Genomic DNA, 21,385 nt, shown 5'->3' on the forward strand with positions numbered 1-21,385 from the left:
AATGCAAAATCAGTTACCCAAGGGAAAAGAGCATGAGAAAACTCTCGGCCTCTTCGACCTTTCTATTCTAGGTATTGGCGCAATCATCGGAACTGGAATTTTAGTTTTAACTGGAATTGTCGCCGCGGAAGATTCAGGTCCAGCAATTGTTTTCTCTTTTCTGATTGCTGCTCTTGCTAGTGGTTTAATTGGTCTCTGTTATTCAGAATTAACCACTAGTTTACCCAATTCAGGAAGTGCCTTTTATTACGCGTGGGTTTCAATTGGTAAATTTATGGCGTTCCTTGCTGGATGGACGCTGATTGGGGTCTACGTTACTACAACCGCTACGGTAGCCAATGGTTGGACTGGGTACGTACAATCGTTCCTAGAAGTCCTCGGAGTTAATTTACCACATAAATTACTGGTTACGCCTGCAGCTGGTGGTTATGTAAACCTTCCTGCTGTCTTGATGATCCTTTTTATGACGATTATTTTGACGCGTGGAACTAGTGAAAGTAAACTTGTTAACAACTTCTTGGTTGGTGTCAAAATCTTTATTATTGTTCTATTTATCGTTGTTAGTGCTCAACATATCAATCTCGCTAACTGGCACCCATTTTTACCATATGGATACAAGGGGATTTTCACAGGAGCATCTGCTGTCTTCTTCTCCTTCTTAGGATTTGATGCATTAGCTACTTCTGCTGAAGATGCTAAAGATGTTGATAAAAATATTCCCCGGGCAATAATTTTATGTTTAGTTATTTCAACTGCTCTTTATATTTTAGTTAGTCTTGTTATGACGGGAGTTCTAAGTTATAAAGATTTGAATGTCTCTGAAGCTATGTCGTATGTTCTTTTAGCTAAGGGTCATAAATACGTGGCTGAAATTGTTTCACTTGGCGCTGTTTTAGGAATTATGGCTGTCGTCTTTGCATTCATCTATGCTGGCTCAAATATCATGAAGTCAATGAGCCGAAGTGCCTTTCTTCCTCAAGGCCTCGCTAAAGTCAACGGCAAAACTCAAAGTCCTAATCGTGCTATTTGGCTAGTCGGACTTCTTTCAGCTGTCCTAGCTGGAGAATTCGATCTCCATTATCTTGCATTAATTGCCAATATTGGATCATTGGTTGTCTTTGCTTTAATTTCGCTCATCGTAATTATCTTACGGTACCGTTATCCAGAATTAAAGCGACCATTTAAGGTACCTTTTGGCAACGTTATTCCTGTGCTATCAGTATTAATCTGTATTGTCTTATTAGTAAGCATCTCACTTAATGCTTGGTTAACATACTTATTGTGGCTAGTAGTCGGATTAGGAGTTTACTTCTTCTATTCCCTTCGTCATGCCAACGAATTTAATTTCCAAGATGAAAGTGATATCCCAGGTAATTAAATGAAATTTACAGTCGTTGGTGCAGGTGCAATGGGATTACGGTTTGGTGTTTTATTACAAGAAGCAGGTAATGAAGTTGATTTTGTTGAAGGATGGTTACCACATTACAATAAGATGAAAGAACAAGGAGGCGTTTATGTAACTCGCGAGCATAAAAATAGACACCTTGTTCCCGTTAATGTTTATACACCTGAAGAATACAATGCTACAGATGCTGATTTTGTTTTCTTTGAATTAAAACAAATGCAGTTAGATGATATGTTAAAACGTTGTGAACATTTCTTGAAGGATCAATATGCGATGACAGCGATGAATGGAATGGGACATGTTGAAAAATTATTGAAGTATTTCCCAAAAGAAAAAGTAGTTGCTGGAACTGCCTTAGTAGCAACTATTTTAACCAAACCTGGCGAAGTGGAATTTGTTGGAGAACGAGGGATGGGAACGACTAATTGGGCTAATTATACTGAAAAGCCTGATGAGAAGACACAAGCGTTAATGGCAGAACTTAAAAAAGCAAACTTTAATCCATCCCTTAAAGATGATTTTATGGGAACGTTGATGGCAAAAGTGGTCTTTAATTCAGTCGTTAATACCCTTTGTACTATGTTTGAAATTACAATGGGTGAATATGCGGCGTTTGATAAGGCTGATGAACTATCTCGGCAATTAATCGATGAAGCATATGATGTCTGTGAACGTGCAGGGGTACAATTAGTTAATACGCGAGCAGAAGAGCTAGAAAGTGTAAATTATGTCTCTAAAGTTGGCTGTCCGCATCATTATCCTTCAATGTACCAAGATATGAGTCATAATCGTCCAGTGGAAGTTGATTATATCAATGGTTACTTTGTTAAGCTGGGTCGCCAATATAATTATGAAGCCAAAACTCATAATTTTGTTACTAATTTAGTCCACTTAGCGGAAACAACTCGTCAGAATCGAAGTGCTAAATAAATGAGTGGATTAGCAGAGAGTCCTTGGTTGATGAAAAAGGATAACCTGCTTATAATGAAAATCACTTTGAGTGCCATGATGAAATTAGTAATTAATGGTGGGATCAGCCCATTATAGATGACTGAATTCACTACACGTACTACATCACCATTTCGTTATGACATCGTTGGAAGCTTCCTTCGTCCTCAAGAGCTAAAAGAAGCTCGTGCAAAATTTGCAAACGGCGAAATAACACAAGCAGACTTAACAGTTGTTGAAGATAAAGCAATTATTAATTTGATTAAACAAGAAGAAGCTGCCGGCCTGAAAGCAGTTACTGACGGTGAATTCCGGCGTAGTTGGTGGCACCTTGACTTTTTCTGGGGATTAAATGGCGTTAAAAAAGCTACTCTAAAGGAAGGCTATAAATTTGCAGATGAAGAGACTCGTCCTGAAACTGCGCAAATCACTGGAAAAATCTCCGGCGAAAACCACCCCTTTGTCGAACACTTCAAATTTACCCAAGCTCATACCTCTGATGGCGTTCAAGTTAAACAAACTATCCCTGCGCCAGCACAATTTTTAGAAGAATTTCTTCGTCCCGAAAATCAAGCTAATGCTAAAGAATTTTATCCCAACCAAGAAGATTTAGATCATGACGTTGCCACTGCTTATCATCAAGTGATTGAAGATCTTTATGCTGCTGGTTGTCGTACTCTTCAACTAGATGACTGTACATGGGGAATTTCTGTTAACGCCTTTGCTAACCTAAGGAAAAAAGACCCCAATGCTGATGTATCTCAGCTTAAAGCCCTGCAAAAGCGATTTTTAAAAGTAAACAATGAGGCAATTGCTAATTTACCCGCCGATTTAACAATTAATACCCACGTTTGTCGCGGAAACTATCACTCAACATGGGCTGCTGCCGGTGGTTATGGACCAGTTGCCGACACACTATTTGCTAAAGAAAACGTCAATGCCTTCTATCTCGAATACGATAGTGAACGTGCTGGCGGATTTGAACCACTTAGCAAAGTTTCTGATGATAAATATGTTGTCCTTGGTTTAATTACTTCAAAATCAGGTGAACTTGAAGATAAGGCAGCAATTATCAAACGAATCCATGAAGCTGCGCAATTCCATCCATTAGATAAGCTCTGTCTTAGTCCTCAATGCGGCTTCGCATCAACTGAAGAAGGAAACATTTTAACAGAAGAACAACAATGGAAAAAGGTTGCACTTGTTAAAGAAATTGCTACAGAAGTTTGGGAATAAGGGAGCGAGGCAGAAGTCACTTGTGACTTCGTTTTTCGACGCGAAGCTAGCCTCTGGGAGCCCCCGCAAGCAACAATAGGCCTCTAGCGTTCGGTTTTGCCGGACGTTAGAGGCCATTGTTGTACTGCGTATTTGCTTTTTATGAAAGTAACTTAACTTATGTCACAGTCCCATGGCAAAGACATTTACAAGAGAAGAATTGAAAAAATATGATGGGCAAAACGGGAATCCAGCTTATGTAGCAATTAATAATCGTGTCTATGATGTAACTCATATTCCTGCATGGCAAGATGGCACCCATCATGGAAATAAGGCAGAATTGGCTTTGACAGATGTTCTGTTTGATTACTCTCCGCATAAAGACCGTGTATTGGCAAATCTACCCAAGGTGGGAACTTTAGTGGGAGAAGAATAAATGAATGTTGAAGTAAAAACGCTAAGTGAAATGACCGCTCAAGAATGGTGTAGATTAGCAGAAGAACGGATAAAAGTATTTGTTGTTGAGCAAGAATGTCCTTATCAAGAAATTGATGAACAGGATTATCAAGCTCACCATTTAATGCTGAAGGATGACCAGGGAGACTTAGTAGGTTATACGCGAATTATGGCTAAGGACAGCTCTCATGCGACTTTTGGCCGCGTATTAGTTTTAAAACAATTTCGTGGACATGAATACGGACGTCAGCTAGTTCAGGCAACGGTCGATGAAACTAAGCGTCTTTTCCCAAATAAGACAATTCAAATTCAAGCTCAAGCATATCTTAAAGAGTTTTACGCATCGTTTGGATTTAAGCCGATTTCAGATGTTTACCTTGAAGACAATATTCCGCACTTAGATATGATATTAGATTAAATGGCAAGAGAAGTTTTGATTCTAGGTGCAACGGGAAAAATTGCTGGACACGCAATTGATGCATTGTTAGCAAATGGCAATGATGAATTATTACTATTTACTCGGCACCCACAAAATATGAATGTTGTCGATGAAAATCGTGAAACAGTTATTAAAGGGGATGTCCTAAATATTGGCGATTTAGAGCCAGCGATTGAACGAGCAGATGTAGTTTATGCTAATCTACGAAATCCTGAAATTACGCAACAAGCTAAAAATATTGTCAGCTTAATGGAAAAATATGCTGTAAAGCCGTTAGTCTGGATTTCCTCGATTGGAATCTATGATGAAGTTCCAGGTAAATTTGGTGAGTGGAATAATGAAATGTTAGGTGGCGGCCAGAAAGATAGTTATTTAGGAACTTATCGCAGTGCTGCCGATGTAATTGAAAATTCAACCCTTGATTACACAATCATTCGACCAGCATGGTTAACAGATAAGGATGAAGTGGATTACGAAACGACTGCAAAAGGAGAACCATTTAAAGGTACCGAGGTCTCGCGAAAGTCAATTGGTAATTTTGTAGCAAAAATTATTGATGATCCGGCACCATATGCACGAAAAAACTTTGGTGTGAATAAACCAAATACAGACGGAGATAAACCTGCTTGGTATTAAATGGTCGAAAAAGATTGTCCGATTGAGAATACGCTTAAGTTAATAAACGGAAAGTGGAAAAGCGTAATTATATATCAAATTAGTGAATATGAGCCTTGTCGTTTTTCGGAGTTGCAAAAATTAATTCCAGATTGTTCAAAGAGAATGTTGGCTCTTCAACTAAAGGACTTAGAGGGAGCAAATATTATACAAAAGCGTGTTTATTCGACAGTGCCGCCTAAGACTGAGTATTCATTGACGGAAGTAGGAAAAAGTTTGGTACCAATAATTAGGTCAATTAACCAGTGGGGCAAAAAATATACTAAAAAATAAATGAATTCACAATTTAACAGTTTAGCTGCAAATCGTCGTTCAATCTATGCGCTTGGTGATAATCTTTCACAAACACCAGAAGAAATTTTTGACTTAGTGAAGCAAACAATCAAAAACTCACCAACTGCTTTTAATAGTCAAACAGTACGGGCAGTCGTATTATTTGGCAAGTCATCAGATAAAGTATGGGAAATCGTTGAGGATGCTTTACGCAAAATCGCTAAGAGTCCAGATGCTTTTGAACAAACAAAGTCAAAAATTGATAGTTTCAAGGCAGGCTATGGAACGATCCTCTACTTTACTGACACTACAATTGTGCATCAATTAGAGAATGATTATCCATCATATGCAGCTAATTTTGCAAACTGGGCTGAACAAGGCCTCGGTGGTGCTCAACAAGCAGTTTGGACAGCACTCGCAGAACAAGGAATCGGTGCCAGTCTTCAACATTATAACCCATTGATTGATGATGCAATTCATCAAGTATTTAATCTTCCAGCTGATTGGCAATTGCGTGCTGAAATGCCATTTGGTTCAATTGAGGCACCAGCTGGAGAAAAGGCTCAGCTTGATGACGAAGAGATGTTCAAATTAATCAAGTAAATGGAACGGCAACCTAAAATGTATAATACTGGAGCAGATTATGCTTTAGCAATCATTGGTGGTAAATGGAAGTCCGTTATCCTTTATCTCTTAGCTGGTCATCCCCGACGAACAAGTGAACTAGTTAAGCAGCTAGGCACCTCATATAAAGTCTTGAGTGACCAGCTTAGTGAAATGATAGATGCCGGCCTCGTTATCCGAAAAAGTTTCAATACGATTCCTCCACATGTTGAATATCGCTTAACTCCTGAGGGTGAAAATCTTTATGCTGCCCTTCGTTATTTAAATTACTGGGGTGAAAATAGAGCAAAACAAACTGGTGACATTAAAATCATGTGTACTGACGAAATGAAGCAGGTCGGCGATGATGGTCTATGTGTCATCACTAAAAAACATCTTAATCATTGGCGCCAAGAAATTGTAAAAAGCAAGGACAAAGATATTTCTATCTAAATGGCTTTTTATTTTTCTAACTTAATTTTACAAACCGCGTTTTTGCTGGAACAACAGGAATTAATAGAATTTTTGGTGCGTTTTCGGTGGGAAAAACAAGTATTCAAAGCTTTCCAATTATCATGAACGCGGTTTGTAAAATTAAGTTAGAAAAATAAAAAGCCATTTGTGGTAGACTTTTGAATACCCATACATCAAAAGAAAGGACACCACAAATGACCTACCATCATCTTACCATAGACGAACTAACGATCTTAGTATTCGACACACTAAAGGCTACTGGTCTTTTCTTTTTTTGTAAATAAGTAAATTGGTCTACAAAAAAGATTTCCACGACCAGATGAATTATTCATCCAACCTATGAAAATCTTACACTAACTATGTCTAAATTTCGCTTGCAGTCCGTTGTTTTTGTCTTAACCGCATTTTTATTAGGATGTAATGAATTTATGGTTGTGGGGGTTATTTCTGATATTGCCAAAAGTTACCATGCTTCATTATCAACGGTTGGCTTTTTAGTTACTAGTTTTGCAATTATTTATGCTATCTGCACGCCTTTAATTACCACTTTGACAGGTAAGTTTGATCGTTTTAAGGTTTTGATGGTACTAATGCTGATCTTTTTAATCGGTAACACTTTAACCGCAGTTGCGCCTAACCTATTTTGGCTATTTGTTTCGCGGATTGTAACAGCTGCGGTCGCGGGGACAATTATTTCATTGATTCTTGTATTTGTAAGTATGATTGCGCCAATTGAAAAACGGGCAATGCTGGTCGCTTCAACTTTCGCTGGTTTTAGTATTGCTACGATTGTAGGGGTCCCCGTTGGAACAGCAATTAGTAATGCCTTTTCTTGGCGGGATAGTTTTGCCCTCATTTCGGTTTTAACCGTAATTATTTGTGGCTTTTTATATTGGCTGATACCACGGGACAGTCGTCAAGAAAATGCTTCGTTAAGTAACCAAGTTCAACTTTTTAAGGATCGGCGAATAATTTTTGGGGTTATCGTAATGGTAACATTAATGTCCGCTGAATATACCTTCTATACTTATGTTCGCCCAATTATTACCAATGTTCTTGGGTTTAGTACGACTAACTTAACATGGCTATTAGGACTTATTGGAATTACGTTTATTCTTGGTAATATATGTGCCGGCGTAATCGCAAATCGTTTTGGGATCACTAAACTTACTGTTATTAGTAGCACCGTCCTTATTTGTTTATTGTTGATGAATGCAATGTTCCATGTTGCATGGTTAGGGATCCTGTTATTGTGTGTTATTTGTTTTGTCCTAGGAATGCCCGGTTCAATTCTGCAAGTAATGTTTCTGAATATTGCTGATCGAGAGTATCCAGAAGCAATGAATTTGGCTTCTTCATTAAACCCGATTTGTACTAACGTGGGGGTATCGATTGGCTCCTTGACCGCCTCAATCAGTATTAATTTTGTTCAAATTAACCAGATTGGATACGTTGGAGCAATCTATGCCTTGATTGCAGTTTTTGGTTCGCTTTATCTGATTAAAACAAGCGCCAACTAGATGATGAAGATGTCAATAAAACCAGTTTCTGCTTTACGTGATTACAATAAACTACTAAAAGAAGTAGATGCTGATAATCCAGTATTTTTAACTAAAAATGGTTATGGAAAGTATGCGATTGTTGATATTGAAAGTTATGATCGATTTGTAAATGGCATGAAAGTTCTTAAGGATCTTCAAGAAGCCTCGGCTGAAAGTGGATTATACACGCTAGACGATGTATTTGGAGAGCTTGATAAATGAATGAAAAATTATCAAATAGGATTTAGAGGTGCAGCAAAGCGAGATGTTGATAATCTGTATCAATATCTTATTCATAAGTTTAATAAGCAGACTGCTGATAAGGTGAGTGGTTCTCTGAAACATTCAATTGAACGTTTATCGGCAATGCCAGGATTGGGTAAAGATGCTGCAGAGTTATCTGAATTATTAGCTGGCTATCGTTTTTTACCATTGAAGCGCAACACGGTTTTTTATCGTGTTCATGATGATGAACAATTAGTTGAAATTTTGCGCATTTACGATAATCGTATGGATATTATTGCGCATTTATTGAATGACAGATAGATGACAGTAGATGGAATTAATCTTGATAAAATTAAAGAACAAACAGCAACAGGTTTAACCGAATTATTGGATCAAGCTCAGTTAGAAAAAGATGACCTCGTAGTGTTAGGTCTTTCAACTAGTGAAGTCCATGGCGGAATAATCGGAAAGGACTCTAACATTGAGATTGCCTGGGCGATTGTTTCGACAGTTGTTAATATCTTACGAAAACACCAACTCCATTTAGCAGTCCAAGGTTGCGAGCACCTTAATCGGGCACTTGTTGTCGAACGAAATGTAGCTAAGGAGCGCGGCTTTGAACAAGTTACTGTCTTCCCTTCGCTCCATGCAGGTGGTGCAGGACAAATTGCTGCTTTTGAAAACTTTAACGATTCGATTGAAGTTGAACACATTACTGCTGAAGCCGACATGGACATCGGTGATACCTCGATTGGCATTCATGTTAAGTTTGTCCAAGTTCCAGTTCGCACTTCGATAAAACAAATCGGACTGGCTCATACGACTTATCTCCGCAACCGACCAAAATTGATTGGTGGTGCGCGCGCAAAATACGAATGGGATCCGTTTGACAATAAATAAATGCATAATTTAATTTTTCTTACAGATCTTACAGGATCAGATTTAGATCCTTATATGCGACTTAATGAAGCACAACTTTTTCATGCTCTTGAACCTAATCCGGGTTTATTTATTGCGGAAAGTCCCAAAGTGATTGAACGAGCTTTACGAGCAGGTTATCGGCCAGCATCTCTTTTAATAGAAGAAAAGGAACTAGAGCGCGACTTGGCTGATTTGGATCATGAGATGGCAATTAACCAAACTAGGGGATTAGAACAAACGCCAATTTATGTAGTTAATAGTAAATTACTTCGGCAGTTGGCTGGTGGTGGTTATAATCTTTTACGAGGAGCATTAGCAGCTATGCACCGCGTCGAACGGCCAAGTTTAAATAATTTTTTGGCTACTATGCCCAGTGACCATCCGCGTATCGCAATCCTGGAAAGTGTTGTTAATCCCACCAACATTGGGGCGATTTTTCGCTCAGCCGCAGCTCTCGGAATTGATGGGGTAATTGTGACGAGCGACTCAGCTGATCCCCTTTATCGCCGGGCCTCACGGGTAGCTATGGGAACGGTTTTTCAAGTACCATGGACCTATGTTGATGCTAAAGTTTGGCAGTCAGAAGGAGTTGATCTTCTTCATCGAGCTGGCTACAAAACAGCCGCGATGGCGCTCCGTCATAACACGGTTGATATTGATGATCCTCAGTTAGCTAAGGTGGATAGATTAGCCATTATCCTTGGTTCAGAGGGGCCGGGATTAAGAGAAAATACAATTACGCAGAGTGATTTTACAATTAAGATCCCGATGGCTACAGGCGTTGATTCCTTAAATGTGGCGGCTGCCTCGGCCCTCGCTTTTTGGGAATTGGGTAATCGGAAAGTTAAATAAGTGATTCCGGCATATCTCGGTGACGTTTTTGGGACAAAAGAACTTGGAGCTATTCATGGCTATATCTTAACTGCCTGGGCAATTGCTGGGATGGTGGGACCCCTTCTTCTTTCTTACACACACCAAGTTCTCCACAATTACTATGTCACCTTAATTGTTTTCATAATTATTGATGCTTTAGCAATGATTGTTTCTCTTTTGATTCAACGTGATTTTATTACTAATCGGCAAACGAAACTCGTTATAAAATAAATGATTAATTTATTTAATTTTTACACGGTCGAAAGCAAGGACCTGCAATTTTCCCAGTTGGTGGCTGGCCAAAAGTACCCGACGGTCGTCTTGCACGATGATGGTTTCTTGCCTGACGACGTGACTTCCCCGCTGAAGTACTACCTACAGCTGGCCGGGGAAGAATTAGTCGGCAAACCGCGCTACTTTAACCAGATTGATTTACCGCGCTACTGGGCGATTGAGGCTAACAGCAGCGGTGGCAAGCTAATGGACATGGGGCTCCAACGGGGGCGGATTACCTTTGCCACGACCGATAACTCCCGACCGGTCAAGACGGTGGAATGGTTTGACCGCAACGGCCAGGTCCGGGTGGTTGATCACTACAATCAATGGGGCTTCAAGCACGCCGTGACCGACTACGATGAAGCCGGTCACCCGACGCTGACCACCTACCTGACCCGGGCCGGTCAAGAAATTGTCGTCTCTAACCACCTGACCGGCCAACTGGTCTACTACCAACCTAACGGCCAGCCACGCTTCTTCAACAATCAGACTGAGATCATTGCTTACTACCTGCAGCAAGCGGACCTGGATATTCGCCAAATTAACTTTAACTCCCTGTCCACGCCGCTGTTTGTCGTCCAGAAGCTCGGGGCAGCCGTTAAGCACCCGCGTCTCTTCTGGCAAGAACCGCTCCAAGATGCGATTCCGGGCAACATGCAGTTTATTTTAAACGGCAACCTCGGGCCTAACGCCGAAATTGTCATCCAGACCAAGGCCGCTTACGACAACTTGCGCCGTTTGGTAGCCGACCAGCCGCAGCAACAAGTCCAGCTGAGCTACCTCGGCTACGCTTATCCGTTCCAACGACTCAACAAGGAACGCAAGGAAATCTTGATCCTGACTAATTCTGATCAGTTGGTGGAAATTGAAAGTCTGATCAAGGGCTTGCCGGACTTCCACTTCGCGATAGCGGCGGTGACGGAAATGTCCAGCAAGCTGATGAGTTTGGACCACTACGCTAACGTTGACCTCTATCCAACTGTCGCAACTAAGACGGTGCGGAAACTGGTGGCCCACGCCGACGTCTATTTAGACATCAACCGTGGCAACGAAATCCTCGATGCCGTGCGGGGCGCCTTTGAAAACAACATGTTGATCATGGGCTTTGAAGAAACCCTGCACGCGCCGCGCTACGTGGCCCCGGTCAACCGTTACCAACCAGCACAAGTCGACCAAATGGTGGCGGACTTGCAGGCGGTCTTTGCCCCGGGCGACCAACTGGAAAACCGGCTCCAGGCCCAATGGCAAGCGGCCGACCGGGTGGTCCCGGACGTCTACCGCGACTTCTTTGCAAAGCATCATTGGTCTATTTAAATGACTGTTTATAATTTTAACCAAGGAATCGGCTGGGCCAGCAGCGGGGTCGAATACGCCCAGGCTTACCGAGCCCAAGTCTTCCATCACTTAGGGGTGGATGCAAAATTTATCTTTACTGATTTTATTTCGGCCCAAAATATTGAGCACTATACCGCCAACCTGGGCTTTAAAGATGAAGAAGTCATCTGGCTCTACCAAGCCTTTAGTGACTTTAAAATTGCGCCGACGACCTACACTTTGGCCGATTTAACCGCGACCTTTGCCGAGCAACCAACGAAAGTGGAACGCCAAGGCAACGTGGTGACGTACATCTTTAATGATCAATACTACGTGCGGGTCATTTTACGGCGCGCTGGCAGCGAGCAAGTCCTGCGGGCCGAATACGTCCGTAGTGGCAACCTCTTTCACCGGGATTTCTTTAGCTACGGGCGCTACATGAGCGAATACTACGCCCCAATTGATGGCAAGGCCAAACTAATAGTGCGCCGCTTCTTTAATGAGGACGGCTCCGTGGCGATGGAAGAATTGCCGACTGGTGATAACGCGACTTTCCGTTTGCCGGGCCAGCTGTTATTGTCTAAGGAAGAATTGATCACCGCCTTTTTGGAACGGCTGGCGTTTCAAAAGGGGGATGTGATCATTGTCGACCGGGGCACCGGGATGGCTCAACAAATCTTAGCTCACAAGGGACCGGCCAAGGTCGGCAGCGTCGTGCACGCTGAGCACTTTAGCGTCAATAACACCAATGATGATCATATCTTGTGGAACAACTACTACGAGTATGTCTTCCAGCACCACCGCGACATTGATTTCTACGTCACGTCCACCCAGGTCCAGACCGAGCTGTTGGCGGCCCAATTTGCCAAGTACAACCAGGCCCACCCGCAAATCTTTACGATTCCGGTCGGCAGTTTGCTGGAATTAAAGCACCCAACCACGCCGCGGCGGCCGTTTAGTCTGATCACGGCTTCGCGGTTGGCAGGGGAAAAACACCTCGATTGGGTAGTCCAAGCCGTGATGGCCGCCAAGGCCCAATTCCCGCAATTGACCCTTGATATTTATGGGGAAGGGGGCGAACGGGCCAAGTTGCAACAGCTGATTAAGGACGGGCAAGCGGAAGATTACATCCACTTAAAGGGACACCAGAACTTAACGGATGTTTATCAAGGCTACCAAGCCTACATTTCGGCTTCCACCAGTGAGGGCTTTGGGCTGACCTTGCTTGAAGCCGTGGGTTCCGGACTGGCGATGATTGGCTTTGACGTCCGCTATGGAAATCAGACCTTTATTCGCAACGACGAAAATGGTTATTTGATTCCGTACGAAATCGGCGAAACGGGCGAGCAAGCGATCCACGCTTTGACGACGACGTTAGCAGCCCTGTTTGCCAAATTAGACTTAGAACGGGCAGAACAAGTATCCTATGACTTGGCGGCGGACTACTTGGAACCAGAAATTGAGGCCAAGTGGGCCCAATTGTTGAAAGAGGTGCAAGCGGATGATTAAATGAGCGAACATAATAAACACGATGATCCGCTGGCAAACGATATTGCCAAGCGCCTAGCTAAAGAGCAATTCAAACCGACCAAGAATAAAAAGGAGAAATCCTTTGACCTCCAGCAAAAATTAATGCTGATCATTGCCCTGTCGGTAATCCTCGGGGTCGTGATGTCGGTGATGAGCCTCTTGCGCTAGATGAAAAAGCCATCATTAAACCGGGCCCGGGTCAAGAAGCTGCGCCGGATTACCAACCAAATTAATAAGCTGGCGCCGCAGATGGCGGCCTTAAGTGATGGCCAGCTCAAGGATTATACCCGCAAGTTTCGCCAGCGCTTACAGGCGGGGCAAACACTCGACAGCCTGCTGGTCGAAGCCTTTGCGGTGGTCCGTGAGGCCGACCGGCGGGTATTAGGGATGTTTCCCTACGATGTCCAAGTCATGGGCGGGATCGCTCTGTACCAAGGCAATATTGTCGAGATGAAGACCGGGGAAGGTAAGACCCTGACGGCGACGATGCCCCTGTATTTAAACGGCCTGAGCGGAGACGGGGCGATGCTGATTACCCCGAATGAATACCTGGCTTACCGGGACGGAACCGAAATGGGCCAGGTCTACGAGTGGCTGGGGCTGACCTGTCGGGTCGGCTTTGCTGCGCCGGGGGCCAACGAATTTACCACTAAGGATAAGCGGGCAGCCTACGGGGCGGACATTACCTACACTACTAATGCAGCCTTAGGGTTTGACTACCTGTTTGATAATTTAGCTACCAACGTCAAAAATAAGTTCATGCGTGACTTCAATTACGCGATTGTCGACGAAGCGGATGCCGTCCTCTTGGACAGCGCCGTGATGCCCTTGGTGATTTCTGGTTCCCCCCGGGTCCAATCCACCTGGCTGGGGGTCGCCGATGAATTTATCTACACCCTTAAGGAAGGCGAAGAATACAAGTACGATAAAGAGGACAAGGCGGTTTGGTTTACGGATCCGGGGTATGATGCCATGAGTCACTACTTTGCCGTTAAGGATCTGTTCAATGGTCATCATACGGCTCTGCTGCGGGCAACTAACTTGGCTTTAAAAGCCCACCGGTTGTTTGAAAAGGATAAGGATTACGTGGTCAATCAGGACCAAGAGATTGAACTGCTGGATAGTGCCAACGGCCGGGTGATGCAGGGGATGAAGCTGCAAGCCGGCCAACACCAGGCGATTGAAATGAAAGAGCAGGGCAAGATTTCTCCCGATACCCGGACTTTGGCTTCGATTACTTACCAGAATCTCTTCCGGAAGTTTAAGAAGCTCTCGGGGATGACCGGGACGGGGAAGGTCGCCGAAAAGGAATTTATCGAGACCTACTACGACCGGGTAATTCAGATTCCGACCAACCGGCCGGTCGCCCGGGTGGATTTGCCCGATAAGGTCTACACCACTCTGCCGGAAAAGCTGATGGCTTCCTTGCAGGAAGTCTTGCGTTTGCACAAAATTGGCCGGCCAATTTTGCTGGTGACGGCCAACGTGGAAGTTTCAGAAATCTATTCGGAATTGCTGTTGCAACAAAAAATTCCCCACAGTGTCTTAAACGCTAAAAATGTTGCTAAAGAAGCCGCGATCATTGCCGAGGCCGGTCAAAAGGGAGCGGTCACGGTCGCAACGACGATGGCTGGGCGGGGGACTGATATTAAGCTTGGCCCCGGGGTCAAAGAACTCGGGGGCTTAGCGGTGATCGGGACCGAAAAAATGGCCAGCAAACGGATTGACCAGCAACTCCAAGGCCGGGCCGGCCGGCAAGGCGATCCCGGGACTAGTCAGTTCTACGTCTCCTTGGAAGATGATGTGGTCATCAAGCACGGGGCCCGCTGGCTGCAAAAATACTACAAGAAACGCCGCCGGCAAATGGATCCCGCTCATCCCAAGGAAATTACGACTGCCAAGTTCCGCCGGGCGATTGCCCAAGCCCAAGATGCCAGTGACAGCGAAGAACGCCAGCAACGGCGCAAGTCCCTGGAAATGGATGAAAGTGCCCAGATCCAACGCCAGTTGATTATTGGCGAACGGAACCGGTTGTTGTACGGGGAAAAAGTCGATCTGGATCTAACCGCCATTATGCGGACCGAATTTATCCGCTTTTTTACAACCCATCCGGAGCTAACGGTGGATCAGCTGGTCCGCTACATTTTAGATAATATGACCTACCAGTACTTTGAACGACCAACGACGCTAGACTTAAGGTCACAAACCGCGGTGGTGGATTACCTGATGCAAATTGCCCAGGCGGAATTGACGCGCAAGCAAGCGGGCTTTGCCGACGCCGAAGAAGAAAATAACTTTTATCGCATCGTGGTCCTCAAGGCGATTGATGAATGTTGGGTTGAAGAAATCGACGGGTTGTCGCAGTTGCAATCGATTGTCGCCAGCCGCTCGACGGCCCAACGTAACCCCTTGTATGAATATCATAAGGAAGCCTTACGCTCGTACAATGAAATGCGCCACGACTTATACCACCGGATTACCCGGCACCTCTTGATGAGCACGATTGATGTTAATAAGCAGGGAGAAAAGCAGATTTACTTTGTCTAAATGCAAAGTGTCTATCTTCAATCCCCAGCAGACCTTTACTTTAATGGTTTAAGTGGTAGTGATCGGGACCGAATTTATCATTCGTATAAATACTTCGGCAGTTCTGTCCAATCGGGGACCCATGCCTACCTGTTTGGTACCCGGATCAAATTTTTAGCCCGGGACCATGTTGAAATGCGTAACCCCTTTTTGCCGACGGGTTCGACGATTTACCACTGGGATGAACTATACTTGTTTGTGACCAGTCATGCTGTGCCGCAGTTGCCTTTGCTAGAGCACGGTCACCATTATCAGTTGCATCTGGTAGCCGAAAGCAATTACGAGCGGGGATTGTATTTGCGGGTCTTGATGTTTGACTACGAAAATAAACTGATCAAGATGAAGATTATTCGGGAGGCAACCGGGATCTTTACCTTCGAGCCAGCGGCCTACTTCTACGCGATTGAATTGGTCAGTGGAGGTTGTACGGAACTGACCTTCCATCGCTTAGACATCACGGACGTAACCGATCAGGTGCAAGATCAAGTAGAAGCGGCGGCCGCGGAAGCCGAAGATGAAGTCGAAGATGCAATTGTCAATGAAGACTTACACGCTGAAGTTAATTACCAGCAACAGCTGGCTCGTAACGCCACGCAAAAAGCGCAACGCTTGGCGGTCATTGATCAGTATTTGGACTGAATGGAACACTATTTATTAATTGGGCCGACCGATTTAACGGCCACGTTGGCACCGGATAAGGAGCACCAGTGGCACTATGCCGCTCCGGGGGAAGTGGCGGCCCTGCTGGCTAAGTTGGCGCCAAAGCCGAAACAAAAAAAGAAGGCTCAGTCGGAACCAAGAAAAATCCAGCAACCTAAAATCAAGCCTAAGCCACCATTGCGTAGCTTTGCGGGGGCTTATTTTGCGACGTGTCCGACTGATGAAGATTTGCGGGCCCTCTTTAAGTTTGTTGATAGTTACCGAGTGGCTTGTGCACCGGCTGTCTTGGCCGCGGCGACTACACCACTGGCCCAGGATTACTTTAAGGGCAAAGTTGTCCGGCCGCTCCAGTTGACGGCGTGGCCGCAGATCGTGGAATGGCTTCAGACCCGGCTCTTTGAGCATCAAGGAGGTGCGAAAGTCAACCCTTCAGCATTTGAACCAGCGCCAGGGTATCACGGAAGTTTAGAATTCAACGGGTTTGTGGCTGTAGAATTAGAAGCGGATTTTGGGGCTGATTTTCAATCAGTTGGCACCTACCGTTGGGGAGGCTATATCGACCCGGGCAAATTACTAAAAGTTTGGCCAGAGTACTCCCACAGCGCTGGTGTGGCCCTGCGAATGGTAGTGTATGAGGCGCCACCGGGCGAACCCTACCGGTTTAAAAAGCGTTGGGTCTTTGATGAGGCACAAATGGTTGACCAAGTGCCAGTCCCAGAAGCGCCAGCAACAGGAACCCTGTGTGTGACCTTTGAAGCTAAGGGGCAGGGCTGGCTGTCACTGGGCAACGTCCATTTTCGATGGTCACGCCACGAAATGGGCGAATTCTTGCCGGGTGGGGGCCGGATTGTGGACCATGATCGCCGCGAAGTGAATTATTACTTTAATCCGGGTGATCTCAAGCCACCGCTGAACGTCTATTTTTCAGGTTACCGGACCGCTGAAGGCTTTGAAGCTTTTTACATGATGCGCTCGTTTGGTGCCCCCTTCTTACTCTTTGCGGATCCACGGCTTGAGGGGACGGGCTTTTATCTAGGCAGCTCAGAATTTGAAGCCCAAATTAGGGACCAAATTAAACAAACCTTGGACTGGCTGGGCTTTGATCGGCATCAATTAAATACCTCAGGCCTTTCGGCGGGGACCTTTGGGGCCTTGTACTATGGTACCCAGCTGGGCGCGCATAGTATCATTATTGGGAAACCCTTGGCAAATTTGGGTGATGTCGCACAAAAAGAGCAATCAATTCGCTACGGGGGATTTCCCACTTCATTAGATATCGTTAACTTGCACACGTCACGGGAAGTTCAACGGGCGGGACGTAAGGCGATCGTAAAGACGATGAATCAACGGTTCTGGCAGGCCTTTGATCAGGCGAATTTAGATGATACCCAGTTAATGTTGACTTACATGCACCAGGATGATTATGACGATAAGACCTATCACGACATGCTGGCACACTTGGCTGCGACGGATAAACATCCCTATTTAATCAGTCGGGGGCTGAATGGGCACCACAATGATGGTAGTTATGAGACGGTCATCTGGTTTAAAAAGCAGTACCTGACGATGTTGGAACGGGATTTTAACCGGAGGAAAAATTAAATGTATTATTTTTTACCCGCTTGGTACCGGGGCGATCAATCTTGGGACAGTCACGAGCAAGTCTGGTTCCATCAGTCCCAGCACGGCTTTGATGATACGATCAATCAAGTCCGGATGTTTACCAGCAGCGGTCAGGCAGCGGCGCTATTAGTCCCCGTCTTTTTCCCCAATTTACGGCATTTTGCCTACCAACAGGGGATTTATGAAGTGCCGCGTTTGTCGGTCTTTGATTACTTACAGGGGATTCCCGCCGATTTGCCGGTCGTGAACCTTGATTACCACGATTTTGCCTGGCCGGCGGATGCCAATTATGTCTACAATCCCTTTACCGTCACCGTCTTTAGTAAGGGGCAGCGCTATGCCCAAATTTCGATGGGCCCGGAAGGCAATCTGATCGTGATGGACCTCTTTAAAAACGATCAACGGTACCGCCAATTAGACTTTGACGACCGGGGGTTTGTTTCGCGGGTCAGTGAGTATAACGAACAGCAACAGTTGGTCCGTCAAGCCTACCTCGATCACTTGGGCAACGAACAGTTTTACGTGGCCGCCGATGGGCAGGTCCACATCGTCGGTGGGGTCCACTTGGCCCGCCATCAGGGCATTTACCCCGACCTGCGCAGCTTGATTACCGAGCAGTTTACCCAGTTTGTCCAAGAAAAAATCCAGCCAGCTGATCTGGTGGTCGCTGCGGCGGATCCTTTCCATGACCAAATGTTGGGAGAAGTGGTGCCCAACGAGCAGTTGGTACTGTCCTATTTTGGCGACCGGGCCGATTTGGCCACGGCCGCTGAGGCGGAATTGGCCCAGCGGGCAATTTTAACCATTGCCGATTCGAACCACAATCAACAGCGCTTAGAAGCGCTCGGGGCCCAGACCTTGCAATTGCCACCGCTCGACACCCGGTTGAGTTTAGGGATCAGCAACCAAGAGCGGTTATTGAAGATCATGCTTTTGATCGATGACCTGTCAACGGCGGCGTTACGATCCGCTTTGGCAATTATCATGACTACGATGAACGAAAATGATTTGATTGATTTAACCCTATTGACCTTCCAACCTTTCCAGCGCCAAGAAGAAATTGCGACTTTGGTTGCTGAATTGAATAATCAATTAGGGTTGCGGGATCAGTATACGTTCAATCAAATTGAAGCGGCAGAAGCGGAAAACCAGTTGGCGGATAACTTAGACGCAGCTCAGGAAACGGCCCGGGAGCGCGATATTCACCTGGTGACCGTTAATTCCGAACCCCAGCTGATTCAAGCGGTCCACACGACCCGGCTGTTGATCGATCTGTCAGCACAACCGGATGTCTTCTTGCAAATTGCGGGGATCAGTGCCGGAATTCCGGAAATTTTACGGGCGGAGTCGCTTTACGTGGAAGATGGCAAGAACGGCCGCTTATTGCAAAACGTCACCACCGATTTGGCCCCGGCGATTCACTTTTACTTAGACGGGCTGAAAAATTGGAATACCGCCCTGGTCCACGCGGCCAATAAGATTGCTGATTACACCAGCAGGCGGATCGTCAAGCGGCTCCAAGCCGCGATTAAAGAGGCGAGGTAAGTGCACGCTTGGCAAAAATGGAAATTCAACCACCCGGTTTTTCATAAGGCTTGTTGGTCGGTTTTACTTGTATTCATCTTTCTCTTGGGAAAGTCAATTCCGCTCCCGTATACGGACGCCAAATCATTGGTGATTGAAAATGCTGGCCTGCACTTCGCCAGTGTGGCGACCGGGGGGGATTTAACCCGGCTATCGCTGTTTAGTCTAGGAATTTCGCCCTGGATGTCGGCGATGATTATTTCAAATTTGCTGACCCAAGCTCGCGGTTTTGGCCTGGACCGGCTGTCGGAAAAGCGCAAGGATTGGATCTCCAAAGAGATTACCCTCCTCTTGACGCTTTTGCAGGGCTTCGTGGTGATCAGTTCAATGCAACTGACGACGCCAGGCTGGGCCGCCAAGGGGGCGGTGCTTTTAACCTTGACGGCGGGAACGATGTTTACGGTCTGGCTTTCGAATACCAACGCCCAGTTTGGGATTGGCGGGCTCACGCTACTGGTCTTAGTCAACATGCTGCAAATTGCGATGAAGACCGGCCTGGCCGCAATTCTGACCTTAGCGGGGTATTCCGAAGTTAGGCTGGTCCTGATTATCGCGGCACTGGTCGTGGGGCTGGTCCTTTTTGCGGCCTTAAATGTTTTAACGGACCGGGGCGAATACCGCTTGCCCGTCGTACGATTACTGATTGACAATCGCTATGCGTCACGTTCCTATCTGCCAATTAAGCTGAACCCCGGCGGGGGGATGCCAGTGATGTTTGCGATGGCGATTGTGACCCTGCCAACTTATTTTTGCATGTTTTTCCTGACCTTTTTCCCGCAAAACCATTGGCTGATGTGGGGGGCAACCAGCCTGAGTCTGACGAAGCTCCCGGGGATTGTTCTCTACATCAGCATGCTCTTTTTGCTCTCCATCGCCTTTGCCTTGGTGAACGTCAATGCGGAACAACAAGCTAAAGCCTTCCAACGGGCTGGCGACTACCTACTGGGAGTACGGCCCGGCAAAGCAACCGAACGGCGGATTAACCAGTTGGCGTTGATTTTTGGCTTCGTCGGGGGCTTGTACAACGGAATTTTTGCCGGCCTGCCGATGCTGATGATTGTCAGTCACCCGCACCAATTAGGGGTGTACATGCTGCCCGGATATGTTTTGATGATTGTCGGGTTTTCAATGGGGATGATCGATCAGATCAATATTTTGTCAATCCGCAAGCGTTATCGGCCACTATTTGACCACGCAAAGGAGGCATAAATGTTTTTTTACACTGACCCATATTCTCCTTGGGAACGCGGATTCAATGAAATCAATAATCGTTTTCTCCGGAAGGAGATTACTAAGGGCCAAGCTATTAATGATTATAGTAGTGCCCAGATTATAGCGACCAATAACTGGATGAATCACTATCCACGAGCCATATTTAATGGACGTTCTGCAATGGATGTTTACTGTAAAGCATTCTATCAAGAGATGTCACGTTCTCATCAACCAATAATTAATTGGTCAGTGCTATTTATTTCAGCTTAGAGTAAAACTGCATATGCAGTGAATCATTTTTTTGTTGAGTTGCGTCAGAAGCTTGGCAAGAATGCTTACTATCGCATTTTTAAAACAATTACTTCTGATAATGGTTCTGAATTTAGTGAGTTAACACGAGTTCATGACCATGTTTTTTTACACTGAGTTAGTGTGATTAATCTTTTTATCATGTTCAACGTGCTTTTGAATGCCAGAATAACCGTTCTTATCCTTGGCTTGTAAGTCAGTTGTTACCGTGCATTTAATCGACATATTATCATCACCCATATC

The 21,385-nt window shown here is 45.2% G+C and carries 24 protein-coding genes and 3 pseudogenes; 26 read left to right on the forward strand and 1 reads right to left on the reverse strand.

Annotated features, from left to right (window positions below; all coding sequences use genetic code 11):
- Position 1 precedes the first annotated feature (1 nt).
- The 26 genes and pseudogenes from HHK02_RS10240 to HHK02_RS10360 all read left to right on the forward strand — a co-directional run.
- Complete coding sequence (locus HHK02_RS10240; protein WP_035159676.1) at positions 2 to 1,378, forward strand: APC family permease; 1,377 nt, start codon at positions 2 to 4, stop codon at positions 1,376 to 1,378.
- A complete protein-coding gene (locus tag HHK02_RS10245) occupies positions 1,379 to 2,335 on the forward strand; it encodes a ketopantoate reductase family protein (RefSeq protein ID WP_086142655.1) in 957 nt (318 codons plus the stop codon).
- Positions 2,336 to 2,452: 117 nt separating this feature from the next.
- A complete protein-coding gene (locus HHK02_RS10250; RefSeq protein ID WP_087215176.1) occupies positions 2,453 to 3,589 on the forward strand; it encodes a 5-methyltetrahydropteroyltriglutamate--homocysteine S-methyltransferase in 1,137 nt (378 codons plus the stop codon).
- Between the two features lie 172 nt (positions 3,590 to 3,761).
- Complete coding sequence (locus HHK02_RS10255) at positions 3,762 to 4,004, forward strand: cytochrome b5 domain-containing protein (RefSeq protein ID WP_087215178.1); 243 nt, start codon at positions 3,762 to 3,764, stop codon at positions 4,002 to 4,004.
- Positions 4,005 to 4,442, forward strand: coding sequence for a GNAT family N-acetyltransferase (locus tag HHK02_RS10260; protein ID WP_078009797.1), 438 nt, complete (start codon positions 4,005 to 4,007; stop codon positions 4,440 to 4,442).
- Positions 4,443 to 5,099, forward strand: coding sequence for an NAD(P)H-binding protein (locus HHK02_RS10265; RefSeq protein ID WP_003670119.1), 657 nt, complete (start codon positions 4,443 to 4,445; stop codon positions 5,097 to 5,099).
- Positions 5,100 to 5,411: a winged helix-turn-helix transcriptional regulator gene (locus tag HHK02_RS10270; protein ID WP_035159677.1), complete on the forward strand. Its 312-nt coding sequence runs from the start codon at positions 5,100 to 5,102 to the stop codon at positions 5,409 to 5,411. It abuts the gene before it with no gap.
- Complete coding sequence (locus HHK02_RS10275) at positions 5,412 to 6,014, forward strand: nitroreductase family protein (protein ID WP_003670122.1); 603 nt, start codon at positions 5,412 to 5,414, stop codon at positions 6,012 to 6,014.
- Entirely contained in the window at positions 6,015 to 6,467 is a 453-nt protein-coding gene (locus HHK02_RS10280) for a winged helix-turn-helix transcriptional regulator (protein WP_078009798.1), read from the forward strand.
- Positions 6,468 to 6,593: a hypothetical protein gene (locus HHK02_RS12935; protein WP_269204213.1), complete on the forward strand. Its 126-nt coding sequence runs from the start codon at positions 6,468 to 6,470 to the stop codon at positions 6,591 to 6,593.
- A 254-nt stretch (positions 6,594 to 6,847) separates the two neighbouring features.
- Positions 6,848 to 8,008: an MFS transporter gene (locus HHK02_RS10285; RefSeq protein WP_181462385.1), complete on the forward strand. Its 1,161-nt coding sequence runs from the start codon at positions 6,848 to 6,850 to the stop codon at positions 8,006 to 8,008.
- Positions 8,009 to 8,251 carry a type II toxin-antitoxin system prevent-host-death family antitoxin gene (locus tag HHK02_RS10290; protein ID WP_003664790.1) on the forward strand — a complete coding sequence of 81 codons (243 nt, stop codon included), beginning with the start codon at positions 8,009 to 8,011 and terminating at the stop codon, positions 8,249 to 8,251.
- Entirely contained in the window at positions 8,252 to 8,575 is a 324-nt protein-coding gene (locus HHK02_RS10295) for a type II toxin-antitoxin system RelE/ParE family toxin (protein WP_102816176.1), read from the forward strand. It abuts the gene before it with no gap.
- Positions 8,576 to 9,154, forward strand: coding sequence for a TIGR01440 family protein (locus HHK02_RS10300; protein WP_181462386.1), 579 nt, complete (start codon positions 8,576 to 8,578; stop codon positions 9,152 to 9,154).
- Positions 9,155 to 10,027, forward strand: coding sequence for a TrmH family RNA methyltransferase (locus HHK02_RS10305; RefSeq protein WP_003671487.1), 873 nt, complete (start codon positions 9,155 to 9,157; stop codon positions 10,025 to 10,027). It abuts the gene before it with no gap.
- Positions 10,028 to 10,279 (forward strand): annotated as a pseudogene (locus HHK02_RS10310) (L-lactate MFS transporter); the annotation flags it as partial.
- Positions 10,280 to 11,638, forward strand: a complete 1,359-nt coding sequence (gene gtfB / locus HHK02_RS10315) for an accessory Sec system glycosylation chaperone GtfB (RefSeq protein ID WP_181462387.1) — start codon at positions 10,280 to 10,282, stop codon at positions 11,636 to 11,638. It abuts the pseudogene before it with no gap.
- Entirely contained in the window at positions 11,639 to 13,147 is a 1,509-nt protein-coding gene (gtfA, locus tag HHK02_RS10320) for an accessory Sec system glycosyltransferase GtfA (RefSeq protein ID WP_181462388.1), read from the forward strand. It begins immediately after the preceding gene.
- Positions 13,148 to 13,336 carry a hypothetical protein gene (locus HHK02_RS10325; RefSeq protein WP_152727026.1) on the forward strand — a complete coding sequence of 63 codons (189 nt, stop codon included), beginning with the start codon at positions 13,148 to 13,150 and terminating at the stop codon, positions 13,334 to 13,336.
- Positions 13,337 to 15,715, forward strand: a complete 2,379-nt coding sequence (secA2, locus tag HHK02_RS10330) for an accessory Sec system translocase SecA2 (protein WP_181462389.1) — start codon at positions 13,337 to 13,339, stop codon at positions 15,713 to 15,715.
- Positions 15,716 to 16,393 carry an accessory Sec system protein Asp3 gene (gene asp3 / locus HHK02_RS10335; protein ID WP_181462390.1) on the forward strand — a complete coding sequence of 226 codons (678 nt, stop codon included), beginning with the start codon at positions 15,716 to 15,718 and terminating at the stop codon, positions 16,391 to 16,393.
- Positions 16,394 to 18,016, forward strand: coding sequence for an accessory Sec system protein Asp2 (gene asp2 / locus HHK02_RS10340; RefSeq protein ID WP_181462391.1), 1,623 nt, complete (start codon positions 16,394 to 16,396; stop codon positions 18,014 to 18,016).
- Positions 18,017 to 19,582 (forward strand): accessory Sec system protein Asp1, encoded by a 1,566-nt coding sequence (gene asp1 / locus HHK02_RS10345; protein WP_181462392.1) that lies wholly within the window; start codon positions 18,017 to 18,019, stop codon positions 19,580 to 19,582. It begins immediately after the preceding gene.
- Entirely contained in the window at positions 19,583 to 20,830 is a 1,248-nt protein-coding gene (gene secY2 / locus HHK02_RS10350) for an accessory Sec system protein translocase subunit SecY2 (protein WP_152738933.1), read from the forward strand.
- Between the two features lie 6 nt (positions 20,831 to 20,836).
- Positions 20,837 to 21,103 (forward strand): annotated as a pseudogene (locus HHK02_RS10355) (IS30 family transposase); the annotation flags it as partial.
- A 3-nt stretch (positions 21,104 to 21,106) separates the two neighbouring features.
- Positions 21,107 to 21,250, forward strand: a pseudogene (locus HHK02_RS10360) (IS30 family transposase); the annotation flags it as partial.
- Here HHK02_RS10360 and HHK02_RS12940 read toward each other — a convergent pair.
- On the reverse strand, positions 21,251 to 21,382 hold the full coding sequence (locus tag HHK02_RS12940) for a hypothetical protein (RefSeq protein WP_269204214.1): 132 nt from the start codon (positions 21,380 to 21,382) through the stop codon (positions 21,251 to 21,253).
- Between the last annotated feature and the right edge of the window lie 3 nt (positions 21,383 to 21,385).

Origin of the sequence: Limosilactobacillus reuteri (genome assembly GCF_013694365.1) — a bacterium.
GTDB lineage: Bacteria > Bacillota > Bacilli > Lactobacillales > Lactobacillaceae > Limosilactobacillus > Limosilactobacillus reuteri_E.